This window comes from Bacillus sp. FSL K6-0073 (assembly GCF_038006085.1).
GTDB lineage: Bacteria > Bacillota > Bacilli > Bacillales > Bacillaceae_G > Bacillus_A > Bacillus_A cereus.
In genome coordinates, this window is record NZ_JBBOUN010000002.1 from 183,832 (window position 1) to 201,732 (window position 17,901).

The window sequence follows — 17,901 nt, forward strand, 5'->3', positions numbered from 1 at the left end:
TTATTAGAAAAAACTGGTTATCCGTATAACTATTTGGTAAAATATAGATATCACTTAAGAAGATAAAGTTAATATAGATTAACTAAGTAATCCAAAAGAAATGTTTTATTACATAAAAAAAGGCTCCATTGCTGGAGCGCTCCAAAATAAACAAACGAATTAAAACAAGAAACAGACAATTTAATTATATAGATAAAATATAAATAAATCCATATATATGTAATATTGCATATAAAACTTTATTTATTGATGCTATAATAGACTTACTCGATGATTGTTATATTTTTTTATGGTTTTTAAGCAATACAATACCTTCTTAACACTAAGTGTACAAGTAAAAGAAGACATTTTAATCGATATCTTCTTTTTTTTATAATAACAACACAATAAATTTCTTTATGAATTAGAGGAAACTCTAAAACAAGAAAAAGTATTGTTGTAATCAAAAACTGGGCATCAAACAAAAAGAATAAAAAACAGGTAATTGTTCGTAATCACAATTACCTGTTTTTTATCATTTATATTTACTCTTTATTTTTTTAAAATTTCATTAACCTCTCCTACACTTAATTCAGTGGCTTCCGCTATCTTCTCTATAGGTACACCTACTTTAATTAAATTGTGAATCATCTCTATCTTAGTTGCTATTCTAGCTTCTTTTGCAGCTTTTTCTTCTGCCGTCTCTATTTCTGATATTCTATCTTTTATTGCCTTCTCTCTCGCCTCATATAAGCGTAAAAAGTCTTTATCACTACTTGAACTACCCCCACTTTCACTTCGTTTAGAAGTGAGGGATTCCTAAGTAAAGAGTTCTATCGAACTCTAATTGATTAGGCTAACCCCGCAGTCCTTGCGGTTAGAAGCCTTATTGCTTCATTCTTTAGATTGATACTTGCGTTAATATCCCTATCATTGTTTGCACGACAAGAAGGACAGTCCCATTCACGTAGGTTTAGATTTTTAACGTCTTTATTTTGATATCCACAACAAGAACATAATTGGCTGGAAGCAAATGTTTTCGATACGACAATAACTTGTTTGCCATACCATTTTGCTTTGTATTCTAACATGGATCAAAATTGCGACCAAGATACCTCACTAATTGCTTTTGCTAACTTATGATTCTTTAACATATTCGATACTTGCAAATCCTCTATACCGATAACATCGTGGTTTTTGATGATTTCAGTTGAATTTTTTACTACCAACCATTAAAATATTTTATAATCGTTATATATAAACTTATTTTTAGGAGTAGATAGAATGCCAGTTACACTCGAACTTATTCTTTTCATTCTTATAGCAATTAGTGCTGTTGGCTATTTGATAAAAGAATCTCAAAAAACTAAGAAAAGAACCCTTGGAATTTCACTAGAACTTTTAGTTCTTTTCTGGTCAATATGGAGAATATCGACTATCATAATCCAAATTTCAGAATATAATCTCTCGTGAATAAAATTCAATATTCCGTCAATAATGTATATGACATCAGATTTTCTCCTTGTTCCCCCTTGGAGAACCGAGCAGTTAGCTAATTTGGCTAGCTGCTTTGTTGTGTAAAACAAAGCATTTATAAAAAGCTTTCTTAACATCCAATCAATGGAAGTCAATTACCTTTTATGGTAATGTGTTGGTAATCCCATAAAGATCTATCGTTCCATTAACAGGACCCGTCCCCCTAATCGGTTCCTGTTAAATGTTCTCTATTAAAACAGTGTTTTTGTTCAACTATCATCTTCGCTTCTTCACATTCTACAATTCCATATGCAATATTACATATCCTATATGTTCAATTTATAAACATGTAATAATTGGTTTATAAAATATTTAAAACTAATATTGAAAGGAGAATACTAAATGTCTTTCTTTTCGTGGTCTCCTCTTATTTTCTTAGCAGTTGTTGCAATTATCATTTCTATTAAAAAGAATAAGAAACAATAGTTTTAAATAGTTACAATAATTTATTTCTAGGAGGTGTATTTATGTCATTTACAGTATGGAGTGCAATTTTTATGACTTTAATCGGCGCAATGTCCGGAGCAATCTTTGGTACAATTTCTTCTAAGAAGAGTAAAAATACCAACTAAAAACCTACTAATAAAAATGAATTTTTATTTTAGTGACAGCTGATACGATTTTAATATTTCAGCTGTCATTTTCCATTCAAATAACTATTTTGTTCACTTTTTTGATACATTTACGAAATATTTATATGTTATCTTCAGTAAGTTCTTTTCTTTTCATAACATTGTGTGAGTTATACCAACACAAGAGGCCCTAGATCCCTAAATCTAGGGATCCTTCGTTTAAATAACTATGTTGTTCGATTTGATGTATAGACAACTGTATATTTAGATGTTAAAACATTATTGTGATTCCCACTTGGTTTCACATACAACTTTTTTTCTGCGATTATGGGGTTCTTAAGTAATAGTAAGGACCCTTTTTTTATTTAGTGCCCATAGCCAGTAAATCCGAGGCCCATATTTCTCCTTTCTGATTCCAATAATCCCAACGTTTCTACTAACGCTATGACGCCTACTGGTGCCTCGTTTAATCAAATGAGTTTCTGCCCTTTAAATGCGTCATAACGCTATTACGCTTCAAGAATTTGTCCACGGTACTTGTTGCGGTATAATCAAAACTTCCGACTACATCCTCCAATGTTAGTTGCTTCATGCCCCTAACCCCATTGGACGTGATTTGATTTTGTTCTTATCTGCCTGATCCATAATTAATGCAGCGATTTCTAGTTGATGCCTTCCTAACTCTTTTGCTATTTCAAGAATATCTTTATCCTCATCCCACATTTCTCTCAATTGAATCACTTCGCTTTCATCAAACACTAAATCCAACTCTTCTAAAGCAATATATAAGTTATGACGCGACTTGTTCATGTACTTTCCCTGCTGCAACGCCATTGTGTAATTCTCCTTTTCCAAATCCGTTCCAAGTCTTGGAATCCCATTTCCCCTCCAGTTGTAATTGATGAATTTCTCTTAACTCCGCCATAACGGCATGACGTCTTCTATCCACTTCTTCAGGACTGCGATTCCCTGCTTTGCAAATACTCGGAGGAAACGAATTATGCAAAACTCATTTTATACAAAGTGGTGGTTTTGGTTTATCATTGCCGTTGTCGTAATTGTTGTTGGCGGAAAAAACACTAAAGAAGAAGCTACAACAACTCCAACCGAACCAAAAAAAGAAATAAAACAAAAACAACCCAAACAAGATGTTCAAGTTCAACCAGAAAAGAAGGAACAGCCTAAACAAGATATTCAAACTCAACCAGAAAAGAAAGAACAACCTAAACAAGATATTCAAACTCAACCAGAAAAGAAAGAACAACCTAAACAAAATGTTCAACAATCTGCATCGGGATTCACAAATCCTATAAAAAATATTGATAAAACAGCTGCTATGAATGCAGTCAAAGAAAAAGCAAAGAAAGACTTCCCAGATGATTACATGACACAGAATTATTTAGCAGATGAACAATCTAAGGCGTTTGATTATCTAAATGGTATTGAACTCAAATCTCAGGAAGAAGTAAACGTTATGAAGAAAGTAATCAACGACTTCCCTAATAACTTCATGCCTACTAAGTATGTTTATGAAGAACAGATAAAAGCTATGAACAAGCAGTAATAAGATATTATGCTTTTCATTTTTTCGTAAAGAAAATATGGATAAATACGTTAAAACAATATTCGGATGGAAGTCCAATACATATTATTAAAATTAATGTGGTTCAAGTCGGAGGAAGGGACCTTGGGATGTCTTTTTTTGTTTATTGTTTTATTTATAAAGTGCTTGAATTCAAAAAAGACATAGAATAGAACTTAATATAATAATCCCAATAAACCGATAATATCAATAACCTTCTTATTTTCTACTCTACAATAAAGCTTTGTACCCTTGCGCTCGATAATTACCATATTACCTTTAGTTAGTTTTCGTAAATGTTGTAAAATCATAGGTTCCGAAATATGCGTCGCAGCGTTCAACTGGGAAACTGTCAAGGTCCCACTTACAATCAATTCACGTACAATTAATAAACGACTTAAACTGCCTAATAATTCTAAGATTTCAGCACCATTTTCATAATTACTAGAATTTATATTAAAATCGCCCAACATACTATTCATCTCCCTAATATTGATACAAATACTAGCTCAAATAGCTTAACATAAAAATCGGATGTATTCTCCTAATAATTTCTATAAAAATGTAAAAATTTCAAGTTTTGATGGTTCAAGTCGAAGGTGGGCACCTTAGGGGGGATTTTTTTATATTCATAACTTTTTTGGGAATTATTTGAAATATTATACATAATTTTATATTATTATATAGTAATTAATTATAATTATAGAAATATTTAGGGGGATTTTTTTATGAAATTAGGGAAATTAGCATTAGTCGGAGCTTTAGCTTTAGGTGGTTTCACAGGTTTAGCAACATTGGACGCAAAGCCAGCGGCAGCAGCGGAAAATGTACAAGTAGCATCAACAACTTGGGGCGACCCAGCAACATTATTTGATTTAGCACAAATTGCTTGGAATTTCCCAGCTTATTTATCGGATGATGTTAAGCCTTCTTATAAAACTGGTGACTACTTCACAGTTAAAATGGGTTGGTACAACGGAGTAGATGGCAATCCAATGAAGATTTATCGTGTTCTCGATAATAACTCATTAGTTCGCTACAAAACTATGTATCCAATTCCAGTAAATAACGGCACTCTTAACGAAGCTGTATGGAGTACTGATATTAATTCAGTATACGAGCCAGGTCGTTACATTGCTTTTGTGAATATTGATGGCAATTTCTATCAAAGTAATATCTTTACAATCAACAAGTAATACGTTTCTGTCCTGAGTATGACAGAATAAACTACTCTCTTTCATCTAAGACCTTACATAATTGAACTCATAAACTATTATATTCCTGAGGAGGAAACGGATTATGAAAAAATTATCGAAGGTAGTATTAGCAGGAGCTTTAGCTTTAGGTGGATTTACAGGTTTAGCGGCACTGGATGCAAAGCCAGCGGCAGCAGCGGAAAATGTACAGAAAGCACCGACGGTTGACAACTGGCCTTTCAAAACCCTCTATGAATTAGCAAAAGGCACGACTGCATTACCAGATTTTTGGATTAATCAGTTCAAACCTGCTTATTACACAGGTGATACATTAACATTTAGTACGAATTGGGTAGACCAAGCATCTGGGAACGCATTGAAAATTTATCGTGTATTAAATGATAAGGAATTGACGTTAGCTCGCTATCAAACACTTTATCCTAACAAAGATTGGAATGGAACTGAGTGGAGAGCTGCATATAGAACACCTATCACTTCTGTTTACGAGAATGGTAGCTATATTGCAGTTTTAGATGTTGATGGCACTTACTATCGTAGCCAGGTCTTCACAATCAATCAATAGTAATACCTTCCTAAGCAAGACGGTATAAACTGCTTACCTTCATCTTAGATACTACAGTGATGATTTCATACATAAAATACAATTATCAAGTCGGCGGAAGGCACCTTATGGCGTCTTTTTTTTGTACATTAAAAAGCCTCGCCATCCTATGGAGATGGTGAGGTGCTTATGTATATTATTCACTATCTTGTTTTCTCTAATACTTTCTTCTTGATTGAACATCTATTGGGTTGCAAACATTGCAAAAAGAATCATTACTACAATTACAAGTACGGAAAAAACATAGACCATACTACTAGTACCTTCCTTATTTTGCTTGTTCTCTTCTTTCATCCGTTGTACAGCATAAAAGAAATCACATATAGCAGAAAAAATTTCTAACAATATCTGCATAACTTATTTGCCTCCCCTTATAATATATGTGCAGTATTAATTAACTAATAATTTCCTTATATATTATATCAGCTAGGGTCCATGGAAGAATAACTAATTATTTTTATAAATTAATGTATTAATCAATATGGCATTAATACAGGATAGTCCAAGTTAGAGGAAGGCACCTTAGGGTGTTTTTTTTATAAAAAAGAACTCCTAAAACGCCTTAAATTAGTCAACTTCAATATTACTCTTTTTTATTAGTTTGTTTTAACTTAATATATTAATTTTAAGTTAAAAATTTGTTATAATTAGTAAATGATTATATTAATTAGATGGAGAGGATACAATATTATGGGTTATAAGTTTCGTAGAATTATCCAAGTTTCCCCGGGTGTGAAAATTAACTTTACATATACAGGTATGGGAGGGAACTCCATTCCACCTGAATCAAGAACAACAACTTATATACCTGGAACTGGAATCTCGTATATGCCACGAATATCTGAGTCAAACAACTATTATATACAACGAGGGTATCAAGGACCAAACACTTCCTATCCCACTATGGATGAACAAGATTACAATACGGTAAATGCATTTGAGCCAGTAAAAGAAACCCAAACTTACCTTGTTACTGCTTTTCGTAAAAAGGATAATCAAGTAAACTTTGTAGGTAGAAAACTAATGAAACCACTTTCCATAATTGCAGGCGTTTTTGCGGGCCTATTCTTACTTATGATGCTTGTTATACCTGCTCTATTCCTGGCAGTCATGTCTTTCCTATGTTATAAAAATATAAAAACACCATTTGCGGTTGTATGCCCAGAATGTGATGCTGAGAATTTATTCATTTTTGAGGAAGAGAAGATTGCTTGTCGTAAATGTGAGAGCACTCTTATAATCCAAAAATAAAAGGTTCTTGAATACACTCCCCAAAAATGAATTGTGGTATTGAATTTCAAGATGGCCCTTGAAGGCTCCAGCTCTCTTTTTTATTTCCGTTCGACAATATATGACAATATAAAGATAAATAGTTTGTTATTATATTTAAGGATTTATTTATATTAGGAGGAATGAACAACTATGTTTAAAAGATTAGCAGTATTACTTATTGGAGCTCTATTATTATTTGGTTTATCCGCTTGTGACAGCGTTAAATCAATGACAAGTAATGTCACGGTTGGTAAGGTAATTGAAGAATTTAAAGCTGCAGGATTAGAAGCTGACAATCCTAGTGACCTACCAGAAAAAGAATTTGGAAATACTAGAAAAGAAGCAAAGCGCATTCTTGTTCCAGCATTAGGTGAAGATAGTGGTGGTAGAATATTTGAGTTTAAAAACAAAGAAGATCTTGAAAAAGCTAAGAAATACTATGACGATTTAGGTAATGGTAATCAAATGCTATTCTCTCATACTTACGCAAAAGGTAACTTCCTTATACAAATGAATGGTGATATGGAAGATGCACAATTTAACAAATATAAAGAAGTTATGGACAAAGTAATTAAGTAAGTTAAATAATCCGCTTTCATTTATATGAAAGTATGTTAGAATTATCTTTGGATTAGCGTCCAATACATATTATTAAAATTAAGATGGTTCAAGTCGCAGGAAGGCACCTTTGGGTGTCTTTTTTTATTTATCTTCGACAGTGAAAATCATACATTACACATTTATGATGAGATTTCTAACATCACAAGCGGAACAAATGCAATTAATAGAATCGGTAAATATCTAATTGTTAAAATGTATGAATTATAAAATTTAAAAGACTATAAAAATGCAAAAGTACTTATTTATTTACCTGAGTCACATAAAGATTTTGGTTTAGTATCTTACGGTTATCATGCAGAAATAGATGCTTTCGATTTGGGACTTGATATTAGTGATGTAACAAAATATCAAGCATTTATAGAACTCGCTAAAAATCATGTATAGTTCACGAAACTGTTAGAAGAAATAGCAAGAAAAAAAGACAAAAGTATTATAACTTTTGTCTTTTTATTTTAAGGTTATCCATTCGTAACTTTCCCATTCTTTAGGCTTCTTATCATACTTTAAACGGCCAGTCGTACAGAATGAAGCAATTATCCATTGAATAAAGTTCATCTTGGCATATGGATCTATACAATCTTCTAACTTCTTTAGCTGATAGCCTGTACTATTTTTCTGCCAAATTGTATATAAACGAAAATGAGTTGTCGTTACAAGTCTAGCTTTTGTTGTAACTTGCCATTTAGAAATTTTCGTTAAATCCTCTTTGACTTTTCTCTCATACTCTTGTTTTATCACTTTATAAGTCTTATCTTTTTTAATTAATCCATTAGAGATTGTAAAAGGCATTTGATGCACCTCATAAACTGTTCCTTCTTCATCTCCTAAAATATTTGATTCTACTAGAAACATATTTTTTAGTTTTAACTGTTCTGTTAATTCTTTTCCGCTCCGATAAAATGGCTTCTTTATCTTCTGCAACAAGATAACCTGCACAATTAATCCTATTAGTAAAGGATATGCTAATACAAACAATATATTAATAAACATGTTTAAAATAATAACGCCTATTAGAGCAAAAATTGTAAAGTAAATATAGGTTTCTCTTTGATGAATGATTCTACTGTTCAAGCCAAGATACCTCCATTTTGATAAATAGTGAAAGCAATATACACAATTGCTCCTAATAAAATAGAACAAGCCCCTGGAAAGCTCTGTATCAGCTGTATTTCTTTCTTTGGTAGTTTTGCCCCAAATATAGAAGCAGCATGCTCCAATTGGTCTTTAATCGCTCCTACAAACCCTAGAATTTTAATTAAACGATACACGCTAGCAATCCAAAAGAATAGTAAATGGAAAGCTGTTAATGTAATAGCGGTAAGCATAGCCGATTCCTCTGCTACATCGCTAACATATAGAGCTGCCACCACAAGCATTTTCGTATCACCGGGTGAAGAAAATTTAAATGTCTCTAACAATAAGCCACATACTAAGGCCATAGTTAGTACAATTACAATCTCTTTTCCCGTTCGTATTCCAGCAAAATATGTGATACCTAAACCTACTACTAAAAAAATGAAATGCCATATATTTTTTGTTTTTCTATACTTTAAGTCGGTAAATACATTAAGTACCATATAACTTAGAAATAATCCCATGATATACAGGCTCATTTTCTTTACTCCCCTCTTAATTTCATATAAAAATACTGTGTAAAAAAGGGAACCACTTTTAGAGTAGCCCCCTCGTTTATTTTTATATTTATTTTTTGTTCCAAGAATCAACATCTGCATTGCTTGATGCTTTTGTGAATCGAGCTAGAATTGTATCATAACCACCTTGGATTGCTTTCCATACGAACGGGCCAATTACTAATACAATAATCACCGCTAACGCGATTAACATACCGTTTTCTGATGATAATTGTGAGTCTTCGTTTTTTAACCAACTTTTCATTTTTGCTAACATTTCATTTCGTCTCCTTTATATATCAATTTTAAGTATCTACTAAAATTAAAACTTATCTATTTAAATCTTTAATTACTTATTCCAAGAATTTACGTCTGCATTACTTGATGCTTTTGTGAATCTTGCCAGGATCGTATCATAACCACCTTGGATTGCTTTCCATACAAACGGGCCAATTACTAATACGATAATCACCGCCAAGGCAATTAACATACCGTTTTCTGATGATAATTGTGAGTCTTCGTTTTTTAACCAATTTTTCATTTTTGCTAACATGATTGAATCTCCCTTCTCCATTTATTTGAGCTATACGTAAAAAACATCATTAATTTAAAACTTCTATTACTTGTTCCAAGAATTCACATCTGCATTGCTTGATGCTTTTGTAAATCGAGCTAGAATCGTATCATAACCACCTTGGATTGCTTTCCATACAAACGGGCCAATCACTAATACGATAATGACCGCCAAGGCGATTAACATACCGTTTTCTGATGATAATTGTGAGTCTTCGTTTTTTAACCAATTCTTCATTTTTGTTAACATGTGTATTACTCCTTTCCCTATTCCATTTTTAGTAATGTCTTCTATAAACTTGCAAATCCTTGCATTAAAGATTGAATAACAATCACCATCGGATAAATCACAATACAACCAATAACAGCCACGTTAAATTTATTCATTTCCATCGGCTTATTTTGAATGAGACGGTTATAGTTCTCATGTTTTAACTCGCGCATCATTTTAATTTGTGCGTCCATAATGCGAAGACTCTGTACCTTGTCTGTTTTTTGTGCTTGTTGCAATGCAATCGTAAAGGTATTTACTTCTGGACTATTTAAAGCAGCAGCAAAGTTTCGAAATGGTTGATCCGATCCTGCATACATTTCTAATTCCGCAGTAAGTGTAGATACATACGGACGAAGATGTCTTCCGGCATATATTTGCGCCTTTTTTACTGCTTCTAATGTTGTATGTGTTTTTAACAACTGCAGCATAGGAATTAGATACTCTGGTAATTCGAACTTCCTAGCTTCTATCGCCTGCTTGATTCTTCTCTTTAATAGATAATCAGGATAGAAATAAAGCAGCGGTGAAATTAAAACACCCACTTTAAATAAGTAGTAATCATGGAACACCGTACATATCAAGAAAACAGAGGTGAAAATGATGGGATATGCTACCTTCATTTTCAGATATTCTTCTGGTTCCGTATCCAAGCCAGCTTCTTCTAACTTTTTCTGGATCTGCTCTTTTTTTTCTTCTGTCAGATACTTATGTGATAACGACTGGAAGGGAGCAAGCATCATTTGATTTAAATTCTTCTTTTCAATTCGTTTTGCATTTTCTACATAGTTCGTAAGTAAGCTACCGCTGTCTTTTTTACTTTGTAGAAAGGTAGAGAATATCCAGTACATGACAACGAATACAACTACAGCTAAAATCGTAGACACCTTATTCCCCTCTTTCTGTTGGGTTATAATTTGCAATCTTTTCTACACGGGTTGCTAGAAAAAATACAATCAACATATTTACCGCTAACGCAATTTTCCCCATCATAGAACCTGCTAAAAATCCATATGCTTCTTTTGACATCAACATAATAACAATTGGCATGGCGATAACGATTAAGCAGTTCTGTACAAAAGCCCGTTGTGCTTGCGACAAACTAGAACGCAATCTTGCCAGGTATAGCTTTTGTTTTTCAAAATCTTCTGCAATATCTAGTAGGACTTCTACTGAATTTGTTCCACCTTCTCGGCTACACACTTCCAACATTTCATGGAAGAATACCAATTCTCTAAAGTTAAACGTTTCATTGAATTCTCTAAATGCACGATGCATTGTGGTTCCACCTTCTAATAAAAGAGAAACTTTTTCTATTTCTTCTTGAATGCTTTCATGCATCATTGGTTTCACCTGAACTAACACACGTTTTGCATTGTTGCTAATTTGAAGTGCATTTGCTACTGCCTTCATATAGATAGAAAGACGGTCAATGACAATCAAGTAGTAACATTTTTTTCTTCGATAAAGAAGAAACCTTGGAACTAAAAATCCAGATAAAACAGTAATCAGTGTAAAAGGATCTCTACCAAAGGAAAAATAGAATACTGCTGCAATACTCATTCCGGAAAGAATCGTATATACCCAGTACATACTTTTTGTCAATTTCCACTCGTACTTTTGGGCTTCTTGGATAACGGATTGTGGCAAATACATTCTTATCCCTTTGATATTTCTTAATTCCAAGCGCCTTTCTTCTTTCTCATTTTCTTGAACAAATTGAGAAAGAGCAGAACCTTTAGATTTCGCAAAAAGTAAAACGAGCAATCCTACACTAATAAAGATTAAAAATATACATCCATAGGCTAACAAACTATGCATACTGCACCTCCTTTTGTGAAAGGAATGGCGCATAAAGAGCTGGATTTACAGTAGAAGAACGGAATTTCTTCTCCATTTCAGCTGACATTTTTGCTGTAATGATATGATCTCCATGAATCTTTCCTACTCTCTCATTCATTTCATCGTATTCCTCACCCGACGGAATAAATTGAGAAAGCTGATTGAACTGTATATCATCTCGATAATCTAACAATTCAATCATCTCTGTAATATAGCGATTCCCATCCTCTTTCTTCTCTAAAAAGACAATTACATCAAATGTCTGTGAAATTAATTCATATAAATACTGAGCATCAATATTCGCACCACTTTGAAGGCACATAAGCATTAAACGTCTAACCGCTTCTTTTGCACTTCTTGCATGGACAGAGGTGAAACCAGGATGCCCTGTTTGAAAGAAGTTAATCATTTTTAACGCTTCTTTCCCCCTCGATTCCCCTACAATTAATCGCTTTGGTCCCTGACGTAAAGCATTTGTTAACAGTCTGTCAAAATCGATTACATTTTCTTCTACTTCCGATGCCCTACATTGCATCGGAACGAAGTGATGTTCTGGAAATATGCGATGTAAATAGAGTTCGGGGTTATCTTCTACTACGAGAGTACGTTCTTTCTTCTTCCCATTTGGAATATGAGAAGCAAGATACTTCATAAACTCTGACTTCCCTGTACCTGTTGCTCCAGCGACTAAAATATTCATTTTGGCTTTCACAGCTGCAGCCAAAAAGTGTAACATTTCTTTCGATGCTTGATTGGTAGATAACATACGTTCTTTAGAGGCACGGAGGTAATCTGCATTCTTACGAATCGTTATTGTTGTTCCTAATCCCCCTAGCTCATCTAGGGCTATATTGATTCGTATATACGGAAATACGCAGTCAACATATGGCTTTGCTGTATTTAATGACTCTGATGTACTGTTTACCATCTTATAAGCTAGGGCTTTCACATCTTCTTCTGTCTCAAATCGGTAAGGAAATGTACATTCTCCCTCTCCGATTTTTTCGTAAATGATTTCTTTTGTACCATTGATATAAATATCAGTTACATCCTTATCTTCTTTTAAAGGTTCTATAATCCCAAATCCAACAATTTCATCACACACCATATTTAGTAACTGTTCTGAAGGTACATCTAAAACGACGACTTGATTGCTTAGTAAAAAGCCTTTAATAATTTGCTCCACAGCTGTTCTCTTCTCTTTATTCATAAAGGATTCGCTTAAGATATCACGATGTTCTTTTACTAAAAATGCACGAATTTCATCTGTAATATCTTTAATTTGTTGAGCTGTAGTTGTTCCTAACTTTCGCACCGATTTAGAACGAATCCTATAACCAAAGTGATATAAATCCACTCGATTTCGCTTTAAGGATACTTGTTTTTCCTGTAAATAGCCCCACATACTACTTGCCACCTTTTTAATTTCGTAAACCAAAGAGACCCTTTTTCATAGAGGAGTGCTGGGATGGAATATCAAGACCAGCTGCTTCCATAATATGATGGACCTTCGCATTAATTTGCGGGGAACCAAATTGCATCCCCCATTCATAACTCGTACGATCTCTGTCATACGGAATTGTCACTGCAATGTTTTGGAAAGAAAGCTTTTCAATATCTTCTACATAGTCCTCGTCTCCCATATTCAAAACATGAATCATACGAGGTAATGTTAGCTTTGCTTCTTTTATTAGTTGTAATTCTCTTTTAATTGCTAACGCACCACGAGGGTTGCCATTTAGCACATGAACAACAAGGTCTGATTGGTATAGGATTGGGTAACTAAGCACCTCGGATAATTCAGTTGGTACCGATAGGATGATGTAGTCATATTCTGTATCTACAAGTGATTCGATAAATGTCGTTACAAACAATTCTTTGTTTTGAATCTCTGGGAATTGAGTTAAACTATAACCTGATGGAAACACCAGAAAATCCATCTTATCGTGTAATTTTTGCGTCAACCTTGGATTCACTTTTTTTTCTAGTAAATCTTGCTTGGTACAAATATACTGCAAGAGATTGTATTCATTTTCTTTTCTTACAAGCCCTAGCATATTTTTACTCTCATGGCTAAGACCTGTTCCAACCGCGAAGTTTGGTCTTACTTGGTCCGCTTCTACATAAAGCACCTTTTTCCCTAAATGAGCTAACTCATTTGCCATCGCAATACTTAACGTACTTTTTCCTACGTTTTCGTTTGTCGCATAAAAGGCAACCATTCTTACTTGCCGGTCCATCTTAAAAGCCCCTTCCTTATTTGGATTCGTTCAGATACTGTGCAACATATTCTTTTACACTTTTAGATATGGGATTGGTTGAATGCTTCTCTACATAGTCTAAAATATTTTTCTGATCAGATATTTGCGAGAATCCTTCTGCTGGTTCTAATTCTTTCCCTGTTTGTTCTACCTTTTGTCCAACTGCAACAGGAATTACATCTCCAAGTGTTTTCGCACGATTTAGATATTGAAGTTGTTCTGGTGAAACAGCCAATGTATATAATCGCGTTACTTTTGGCTTTTGTTTTCCTTCTTGTTCCTCTTTTGATTCTTTCTTTTCTAGTACAAATGCATCTTCTGTATTGCTATCCTTTGCAGCCGTAACACGTACACGTTGGAAAAGACCACCGAATACTACCTTCTCATTGTCCCCGTCCTTCACAACCTGCTTAAAATATAAGTCCACATAAGTGTTAGGAATGATACTATTACCTGAACTTGTTTCCAAATCAACGAGTAACGGGAATGCAACTTCTCCATCTTTCAAATTTAAAATGGCAGAGTCAGGTAACTCCTCTTTCTTTACTACTTTATTTTTAAAAAGATAGCTATTTTCGGTGATTGGCTGCCCATCATTTGTCCACTTACCTATAACCTCTTTTTTACTTACACGTAATGCATTTGGAGGAATCCCATCATCAGGTAATGTTCGTTCCACTAGCATTTCTTCTTTAATCTCTGTATGCGCAGGTATATCCTTTGCAGCTACAACAACTTTTGTTGGTTTTACTGCATTTTCTACTGCAAAATGATTGTATCCATAGATACCCGCTACTGTTATAGCAGCTAAACCTACCGCTGTAATCTGCTTCTTTTGAAACTTAGACGGCTTCAATGTTTATATTCCTCCTTATGTAGCCTTTAAACGCAAAAAAGGACACACCTATGGCGTAAAACGCCTTAGGTGTGTCCTTTTAGCTAATCTAAAGTCTATATGAAAATGTTGGATTTATTTTCTTTAATATTACAATCTCAATATTATGATATATATAGTTTCATGTCAATCATTTCTAAAAAATATCTGTTTTTTCTATTTAAAAACCACGTAATCGATAATTAACCTCGCTCCAAAAACCCTGTTATAACAAGGTTTCTAACCTATTAAGCATCCCAAAAATATGTTATAATTAATCTAACACAACTGAATATTCCAAGGTGTCGGTTGCTATCCTTTCTCTTTCATTTTATGGAGAAAAGAAGAGATCATTTGGAAATACTTTTCACAATAGTTGATGCAAGAGGCAAAATTATTATTAAAACGAAATCAATTTTGTTCCTGTTTCAAAATACTTTGCAGGAGCATAACTTTTCCCATTCCGATCCTGAAATTCACTTCCAATATATAACGATGCAATCATTACGATAATTCCAATGAAAATTACACGTTTCATACGTTGTTTTTTCTTTTTATCCATTCAATATTCCCCTTTCTACAAAAAAAAGACACATCCCATTAAGGGATGTGCCTTTGGTTTATCCATTCAGCTACTAGTTTAAGAAGGATATCTTATTGTGTTGATTCATCTAATTATACTATATTTTATTCTCATTTCCTATTTCTCATGTAATACCAATCTGTTAATTTATAAAGTACGTCTTCCTTACCAACCCAATTCCAACCAACTCCACTTCCTCCAGGGAATGGATCGTCAGGAAATACTCTTCTTTTTATGAAATCATCATACGCAGCACCCTTAATCTCTACTTGCTCAGTTAAACATAAACTCATTTCATTGATACCTGCTGGAGCTGTTTCTACATTAAAAGTGTATACACCATCTTTTGTCTTCAGTGGTGAATACCATTTTTGGCCACCATCAATGATTTTCTCTTGTCCATCCCAATATAAAGACTTAGTTGGTCTTTTACTATCAAAAACATGTCCTGTTGCTTCAGATAAATACATATTTTTAGGTAGGAATTTTGCTGTAGTATCTTTAAGTTCTTTCTTCTCTAAATCTTGAGTAGACTTTAATCCTTCGTCTGCAAATGGGTATTGTGCCTTAGCAGCAGTAAATACACCAGGGTAATTCGCATTCCAATCATTTTTGTACTTACCGTTTACTTCATACGAAAATCCATAACCAGAATGTAGCTTAGAAGGAGCTAAATTACCAATACTCCCTGTCAAAGTTTCATAATACATTTCCCCAGTTATATCTTCTTTTGATACACGTTCACTTACTGTTTCTACTACACCTTTTACACTCGTTACACCACACATTGCCTTTTCTTTTGAAGGCTCATAGATTGCTGTTTTAATAGGATTATTTTTGTACGTAGTTTCCTCGATGTCTATACGATTACCAGCAGGGTTAATTTCCGCTTGAATTGTTCCTTTACCTTTATGTTGCCAGTCAAGGTTCAGGGTTTTCTTTTCTCCCTCAGTTAATCTTACCTTTTGTAAAGCTACTTGTTGTCCGTTATGTTTTAACACAACTACTGTTTCAGGATTCATATATTTTTCTTCTAATACATCTAACTTTTTAATTTTATTCTTCTCTTTTTCTAGTTTCTGCCTTGCATTATCTAGCCTACTTGCCGCACTATCTAGTTTATTTTCTTCCCAAGAGCAGTCTCTATCATAATAGTGGTCCTTTCCCTCGGCATCTACTTCATGAATTAGATTACGACGACAATAACTTAAGCTGGATTGTGCACTATCTCTATCAGATTCAGTGCTGTTTATTTCTTGTTGAGACTTATTAATATTGTTGTTTACTTTTGCTCTATATTGGTCACGCTCTAGTTTAAAATTATCACGTGATACATCTACTCTTGTTTTGATATTCTTTCCTTCTCTTGCTGTTTCTCCTTCAATTCGGTCAGCAGAGAAATCAATTTTATATTTAAAATCATCTTCATCACCTGGATCTGGATTAGGTGTTACTTCTGTACCACAGTTTCCATCTACAATAAAATCAACTGTTTTCTCATTTGACCCCCTTTGAACCCCATCAATAATTTTTAATTTTGCAGTATAACGACCACACATCTGAGGCTGCCACCTTATATCTTCTTTCGTAAATCGTCCTGCATCACCTTCATTTGGTTTTTGATTATCTTTTTGTGGCGTTGAACGTAAGTAATTTTCTTGATGATGCACTGTTTCACCACTTTTAGTAATATCTAGTAGCCATTGCACACGATTTCGTTCACCTGCTATCGATGAATAAGGGTTACCTATATCGAGTTTGGGACCACGTTCTGTATATCCTTTCTCTTTACTTACATACTCGAAACCGTTAAATGTAAACTTAACAGGTGTATCCTTCTTACCACTAGAGACTTTAAAATCTTTTATTTTAGGTTTACTAGTTCGTACATACCATAGACTATATTTATTTATTCCATTTACGCCACCAGCACCTGCATATCCACCAGAAAGATAGGCTATATCACGAATCCAATAAAACAGACCATATAATTTTGGTGAATTACCATTAGATACTGTGTGCGAATCTATATTATTTAGGACAAATTGAGAATTACCCCAATATTTATCAGAAATGATAGATTCAGTAATCCTCTCTTTTTCCGTTATCATACGATCCCCAACAGCGATAGCACTATTCCAATAACCTTCATTCGAAATCCTCACATAAGGCTCACTTAGGTCTTCTCTTTGTACTAAGTTTGCTTGTGGGTTTTCAAAACTAAAAGAGCCATTGTAAACAGCGGGGTAATGAAGATCTCCTTTGTACGCTAAATCTATACCAGGTGGTGCATAATTACTCCCAAAACGATAAAACTTACCTGTCATTTGTAATTTTCTAGAAGTAAGAGAGGTATCATTTGTTCCGTTATAAAAAGGAACATCCGCATTTTTCGCACTCGCTATACTTGGAATCATTAATGCTGTTGAGGTACACAGTAACAACAAACTTCTTTTTAATTTCATAATTTTCCCTCCTAAAACAAA

At 33.8% G+C, this 17,901-nt stretch carries 23 protein-coding genes and 3 pseudogenes; 7 read left to right on the forward strand and 19 right to left on the reverse strand.

The genetic code is table 11. From position 1 onward, the window contains the following. Positions 1-531 precede the first annotated feature (531 nt). Both MHB52_RS28965 and MHB52_RS28970 read right to left on the reverse strand, forming a co-directional pair. Positions 532-759: pseudogene (locus tag MHB52_RS28965) on the reverse strand (Rpn family recombination-promoting nuclease/putative transposase); the annotation flags it as partial. Positions 760-830: 71 nt separating this feature from the next. Next, positions 831-1,199 (reverse strand): annotated as a pseudogene (locus tag MHB52_RS28970) (RNA-guided endonuclease TnpB family protein); the annotation flags it as partial. A gap of 64 nt (positions 1,200-1,263) precedes the next feature. Here MHB52_RS28970 and MHB52_RS28975 point away from each other — a divergent pair. Further along, positions 1,264-1,452, forward strand: a complete 189-nt coding sequence (locus MHB52_RS28975; RefSeq protein ID WP_001145518.1) for a hypothetical protein — start codon at positions 1,264-1,266, stop codon at positions 1,450-1,452. 448 nt (positions 1,453-1,900) lie between these two features. Continuing rightward, positions 1,901-2,087: pseudogene (locus tag MHB52_RS28980) on the forward strand (hypothetical protein). A gap of 466 nt (positions 2,088-2,553) precedes the next feature. Here MHB52_RS28980 and MHB52_RS28985 read toward each other — a convergent pair. The 3 genes from MHB52_RS28985 to MHB52_RS28995 are packed head-to-tail and all read right to left on the reverse strand — an operon-like array spanning position 2,554 to position 3,093. Further along, on the reverse strand, positions 2,554-2,679 hold the full coding sequence (locus MHB52_RS28985; RefSeq protein WP_254912702.1) for a hypothetical protein: 126 nt from the start codon (positions 2,677-2,679) through the stop codon (positions 2,554-2,556). Next, entirely contained in the window at positions 2,676-2,921 is a 246-nt protein-coding gene (locus tag MHB52_RS28990; RefSeq protein ID WP_016078555.1) for a hypothetical protein, read from the reverse strand. Before MHB52_RS28990 ends, MHB52_RS28985 begins: the two co-directional genes overlap by 4 nt. Continuing rightward, positions 2,878-3,093: a hypothetical protein gene (locus MHB52_RS28995; RefSeq protein ID WP_061664723.1), complete on the reverse strand. Its 216-nt coding sequence runs from the start codon at positions 3,091-3,093 to the stop codon at positions 2,878-2,880. Before MHB52_RS28995 ends, MHB52_RS28990 begins: the two co-directional genes overlap by 44 nt. On the opposite strand from MHB52_RS28995, the gene MHB52_RS29000 reads away from it, so the two are divergent. After that, on the forward strand, positions 3,088-3,651 hold the full coding sequence (locus tag MHB52_RS29000) for a hypothetical protein (RefSeq protein WP_016078556.1): 564 nt from the start codon (positions 3,088-3,090) through the stop codon (positions 3,649-3,651). The genes MHB52_RS28995 and MHB52_RS29000 overlap by 6 nt on opposite strands. A gap of 194 nt (positions 3,652-3,845) precedes the next feature. Here the strand turns inward: MHB52_RS29000 and MHB52_RS29005 are convergent, their stop codons facing one another. After that, a complete protein-coding gene (locus tag MHB52_RS29005) occupies positions 3,846-4,142 on the reverse strand; it encodes an ArsR family transcriptional regulator (RefSeq protein ID WP_000900153.1) in 297 nt (98 codons plus the stop codon). Positions 4,143-4,397: 255 nt separating this feature from the next. Here MHB52_RS29005 and MHB52_RS29010 point away from each other — a divergent pair, with 255 nt between their 5' ends. Together MHB52_RS29010 and MHB52_RS29015 are read left to right on the forward strand one after the other, a co-directional pair. Further along, positions 4,398-4,865, forward strand: a complete 468-nt coding sequence (locus MHB52_RS29010; RefSeq protein WP_061664721.1) for a DUF5065 family protein — start codon at positions 4,398-4,400, stop codon at positions 4,863-4,865. Between the two features lie 103 nt (positions 4,866-4,968). Beyond that, positions 4,969-5,448 (forward strand): DUF5065 family protein, encoded by a 480-nt coding sequence (locus MHB52_RS29015; protein WP_061664720.1) that lies wholly within the window; start codon positions 4,969-4,971, stop codon positions 5,446-5,448. A gap of 222 nt (positions 5,449-5,670) precedes the next feature. On the opposite strand, the gene MHB52_RS29020 is transcribed toward MHB52_RS29015, so the two are convergent. Then, the gene (locus MHB52_RS29020; protein WP_016078559.1) at positions 5,671-5,841 is read right to left on the reverse strand and encodes a hypothetical protein; all 171 of its coding nucleotides are present in this window, start codon (positions 5,839-5,841) and stop codon (positions 5,671-5,673) included. A gap of 336 nt (positions 5,842-6,177) precedes the next feature. Between MHB52_RS29020 and MHB52_RS29025 the strand changes: the two genes are divergently transcribed. Together MHB52_RS29025 and MHB52_RS29030 are read left to right on the forward strand one after the other, a co-directional pair. Beyond that, positions 6,178-6,738, forward strand: a complete 561-nt coding sequence (locus tag MHB52_RS29025) for a DUF4236 domain-containing protein (protein WP_016078560.1) — start codon at positions 6,178-6,180, stop codon at positions 6,736-6,738. Between the two features lie 171 nt (positions 6,739-6,909). After that, positions 6,910-7,338 carry a hypothetical protein gene (locus tag MHB52_RS29030; protein WP_000476458.1) on the forward strand — a complete coding sequence of 143 codons (429 nt, stop codon included), beginning with the start codon at positions 6,910-6,912 and terminating at the stop codon, positions 7,336-7,338. 489 nt (positions 7,339-7,827) lie between these two features. Here MHB52_RS29030 and MHB52_RS29035 read toward each other — a convergent pair whose 3' ends face one another. The 12 genes from MHB52_RS29035 to MHB52_RS29090 all read right to left on the reverse strand — a co-directional run bounded on the left by MHB52_RS29035 (position 7,828) and on the right by MHB52_RS29090 (position 17,880). Next, positions 7,828-8,451, reverse strand: coding sequence for a hypothetical protein (locus MHB52_RS29035; protein WP_061664717.1), 624 nt, complete (start codon positions 8,449-8,451; stop codon positions 7,828-7,830). Beyond that, positions 8,448-8,993 carry a hypothetical protein gene (locus MHB52_RS29040; protein ID WP_000061106.1) on the reverse strand — a complete coding sequence of 182 codons (546 nt, stop codon included), beginning with the start codon at positions 8,991-8,993 and terminating at the stop codon, positions 8,448-8,450. Before MHB52_RS29040 ends, MHB52_RS29035 begins: the two co-directional genes overlap by 4 nt. Positions 8,994-9,081: 88 nt before the next feature. Beyond that, positions 9,082-9,288, reverse strand: coding sequence for a hypothetical protein (locus MHB52_RS29045; RefSeq protein WP_000879960.1), 207 nt, complete (start codon positions 9,286-9,288; stop codon positions 9,082-9,084). Between the two features lie 72 nt (positions 9,289-9,360). Next, positions 9,361-9,564 (reverse strand): hypothetical protein, encoded by a 204-nt coding sequence (locus MHB52_RS29050; protein WP_000879955.1) that lies wholly within the window; start codon positions 9,562-9,564, stop codon positions 9,361-9,363. Between the two features lie 66 nt (positions 9,565-9,630). Continuing rightward, positions 9,631-9,834 (reverse strand): hypothetical protein, encoded by a 204-nt coding sequence (locus tag MHB52_RS29055; RefSeq protein WP_000956353.1) that lies wholly within the window; start codon positions 9,832-9,834, stop codon positions 9,631-9,633. Positions 9,835-9,875: 41 nt separating this feature from the next. Next, on the reverse strand, positions 9,876-10,742 hold the full coding sequence (locus MHB52_RS29060) for a hypothetical protein (protein WP_016078564.1): 867 nt from the start codon (positions 10,740-10,742) through the stop codon (positions 9,876-9,878). 1 nt (position 10,743) lies between these two features. Continuing rightward, complete coding sequence (locus MHB52_RS29065; RefSeq protein ID WP_016078565.1) at positions 10,744-11,676, reverse strand: type II secretion system F family protein; 933 nt, start codon at positions 11,674-11,676, stop codon at positions 10,744-10,746. Next, positions 11,669-13,102 (reverse strand): CpaF family protein, encoded by a 1,434-nt coding sequence (locus MHB52_RS29070; protein ID WP_016100124.1) that lies wholly within the window; start codon positions 13,100-13,102, stop codon positions 11,669-11,671. Before MHB52_RS29070 ends, MHB52_RS29065 begins: the two co-directional genes overlap by 8 nt. 16 nt (positions 13,103-13,118) lie before the next feature. Further along, entirely contained in the window at positions 13,119-13,937 is an 819-nt protein-coding gene (locus MHB52_RS29075) for an AAA family ATPase (RefSeq protein WP_016100125.1), read from the reverse strand. A gap of 16 nt (positions 13,938-13,953) precedes the next feature. Next, positions 13,954-14,814, reverse strand: a complete 861-nt coding sequence (cpaB, locus tag MHB52_RS29080; protein WP_061664715.1) for a Flp pilus assembly protein CpaB — start codon at positions 14,812-14,814, stop codon at positions 13,954-13,956. Positions 14,815-15,232: 418 nt separating this feature from the next. Then, a complete protein-coding gene (locus MHB52_RS29085; protein WP_000358416.1) occupies positions 15,233-15,394 on the reverse strand; it encodes a hypothetical protein in 162 nt (53 codons plus the stop codon). Positions 15,395-15,525: 131 nt separating this feature from the next. Beyond that, positions 15,526-17,880 (reverse strand): hypothetical protein, encoded by a 2,355-nt coding sequence (locus MHB52_RS29090; RefSeq protein WP_061664714.1) that lies wholly within the window; start codon positions 17,878-17,880, stop codon positions 15,526-15,528. Positions 17,881-17,901 lie beyond the last annotated feature (21 nt).

Excerpts from the sequence above, each read along its gene's own strand:
- MHB52_RS28975 (WP_001145518.1), top strand. The coding sequence starts at position 1,264 with ATGCCAGTTACACTCGAACTTATTCTTTTCATTCTTATAGCAATTAGT.
- MHB52_RS28985 (WP_254912702.1), bottom strand. The coding sequence starts at position 2,679 with ATGAAGCAACTAACATTGGAGGATGTAGTCGGAAGTTTTGATTATACC.
- MHB52_RS28990 (WP_016078555.1), bottom strand. The coding sequence starts at position 2,921 with ATGGCGTTGCAGCAGGGAAAGTACATGAACAAGTCGCGTCATAACTTA.
- MHB52_RS29000 (WP_016078556.1), top strand. The coding sequence starts at position 3,088 with ATGCAAAACTCATTTTATACAAAGTGGTGGTTTTGGTTTATCATTGCC.
- MHB52_RS29005 (WP_000900153.1), bottom strand. The coding sequence starts at position 4,142 with ATGTTGGGCGATTTTAATATAAATTCTAGTAATTATGAAAATGGTGCT.
- MHB52_RS29010 (WP_061664721.1), top strand. The coding sequence starts at position 4,398 with ATGAAATTAGGGAAATTAGCATTAGTCGGAGCTTTAGCTTTAGGTGGT.
- MHB52_RS29015 (WP_061664720.1), top strand. The coding sequence starts at position 4,969 with ATGAAAAAATTATCGAAGGTAGTATTAGCAGGAGCTTTAGCTTTAGGT.
- MHB52_RS29020 (WP_016078559.1), bottom strand. The coding sequence starts at position 5,841 with ATGCAGATATTGTTAGAAATTTTTTCTGCTATATGTGATTTCTTTTAT.
- MHB52_RS29025 (WP_016078560.1), top strand. The coding sequence starts at position 6,178 with ATGGGTTATAAGTTTCGTAGAATTATCCAAGTTTCCCCGGGTGTGAAA.
- MHB52_RS29030 (WP_000476458.1), top strand. The coding sequence starts at position 6,910 with ATGTTTAAAAGATTAGCAGTATTACTTATTGGAGCTCTATTATTATTT.
- MHB52_RS29040 (WP_000061106.1), bottom strand. The coding sequence starts at position 8,993 with ATGAGCCTGTATATCATGGGATTATTTCTAAGTTATATGGTACTTAAT.
- MHB52_RS29045 (WP_000879960.1), bottom strand. The coding sequence starts at position 9,288 with ATGTTAGCAAAAATGAAAAGTTGGTTAAAAAACGAAGACTCACAATTA.
- MHB52_RS29050 (WP_000879955.1), bottom strand. The coding sequence starts at position 9,564 with ATGTTAGCAAAAATGAAAAATTGGTTAAAAAACGAAGACTCACAATTA.
- MHB52_RS29055 (WP_000956353.1), bottom strand. The coding sequence starts at position 9,834 with ATGTTAACAAAAATGAAGAATTGGTTAAAAAACGAAGACTCACAATTA.
- MHB52_RS29065 (WP_016078565.1), bottom strand. The coding sequence starts at position 11,676 with ATGCATAGTTTGTTAGCCTATGGATGTATATTTTTAATCTTTATTAGT.
- MHB52_RS29070 (WP_016100124.1), bottom strand. The coding sequence starts at position 13,102 with ATGTGGGGCTATTTACAGGAAAAACAAGTATCCTTAAAGCGAAATCGA.
- MHB52_RS29075 (WP_016100125.1), bottom strand. The coding sequence starts at position 13,937 with ATGGACCGGCAAGTAAGAATGGTTGCCTTTTATGCGACAAACGAAAAC.
- MHB52_RS29085 (WP_000358416.1), bottom strand. The coding sequence starts at position 15,394 with ATGGATAAAAAGAAAAAACAACGTATGAAACGTGTAATTTTCATTGGA.
- MHB52_RS29090 (WP_061664714.1), bottom strand. The coding sequence starts at position 17,880 with ATGAAATTAAAAAGAAGTTTGTTGTTACTGTGTACCTCAACAGCATTA.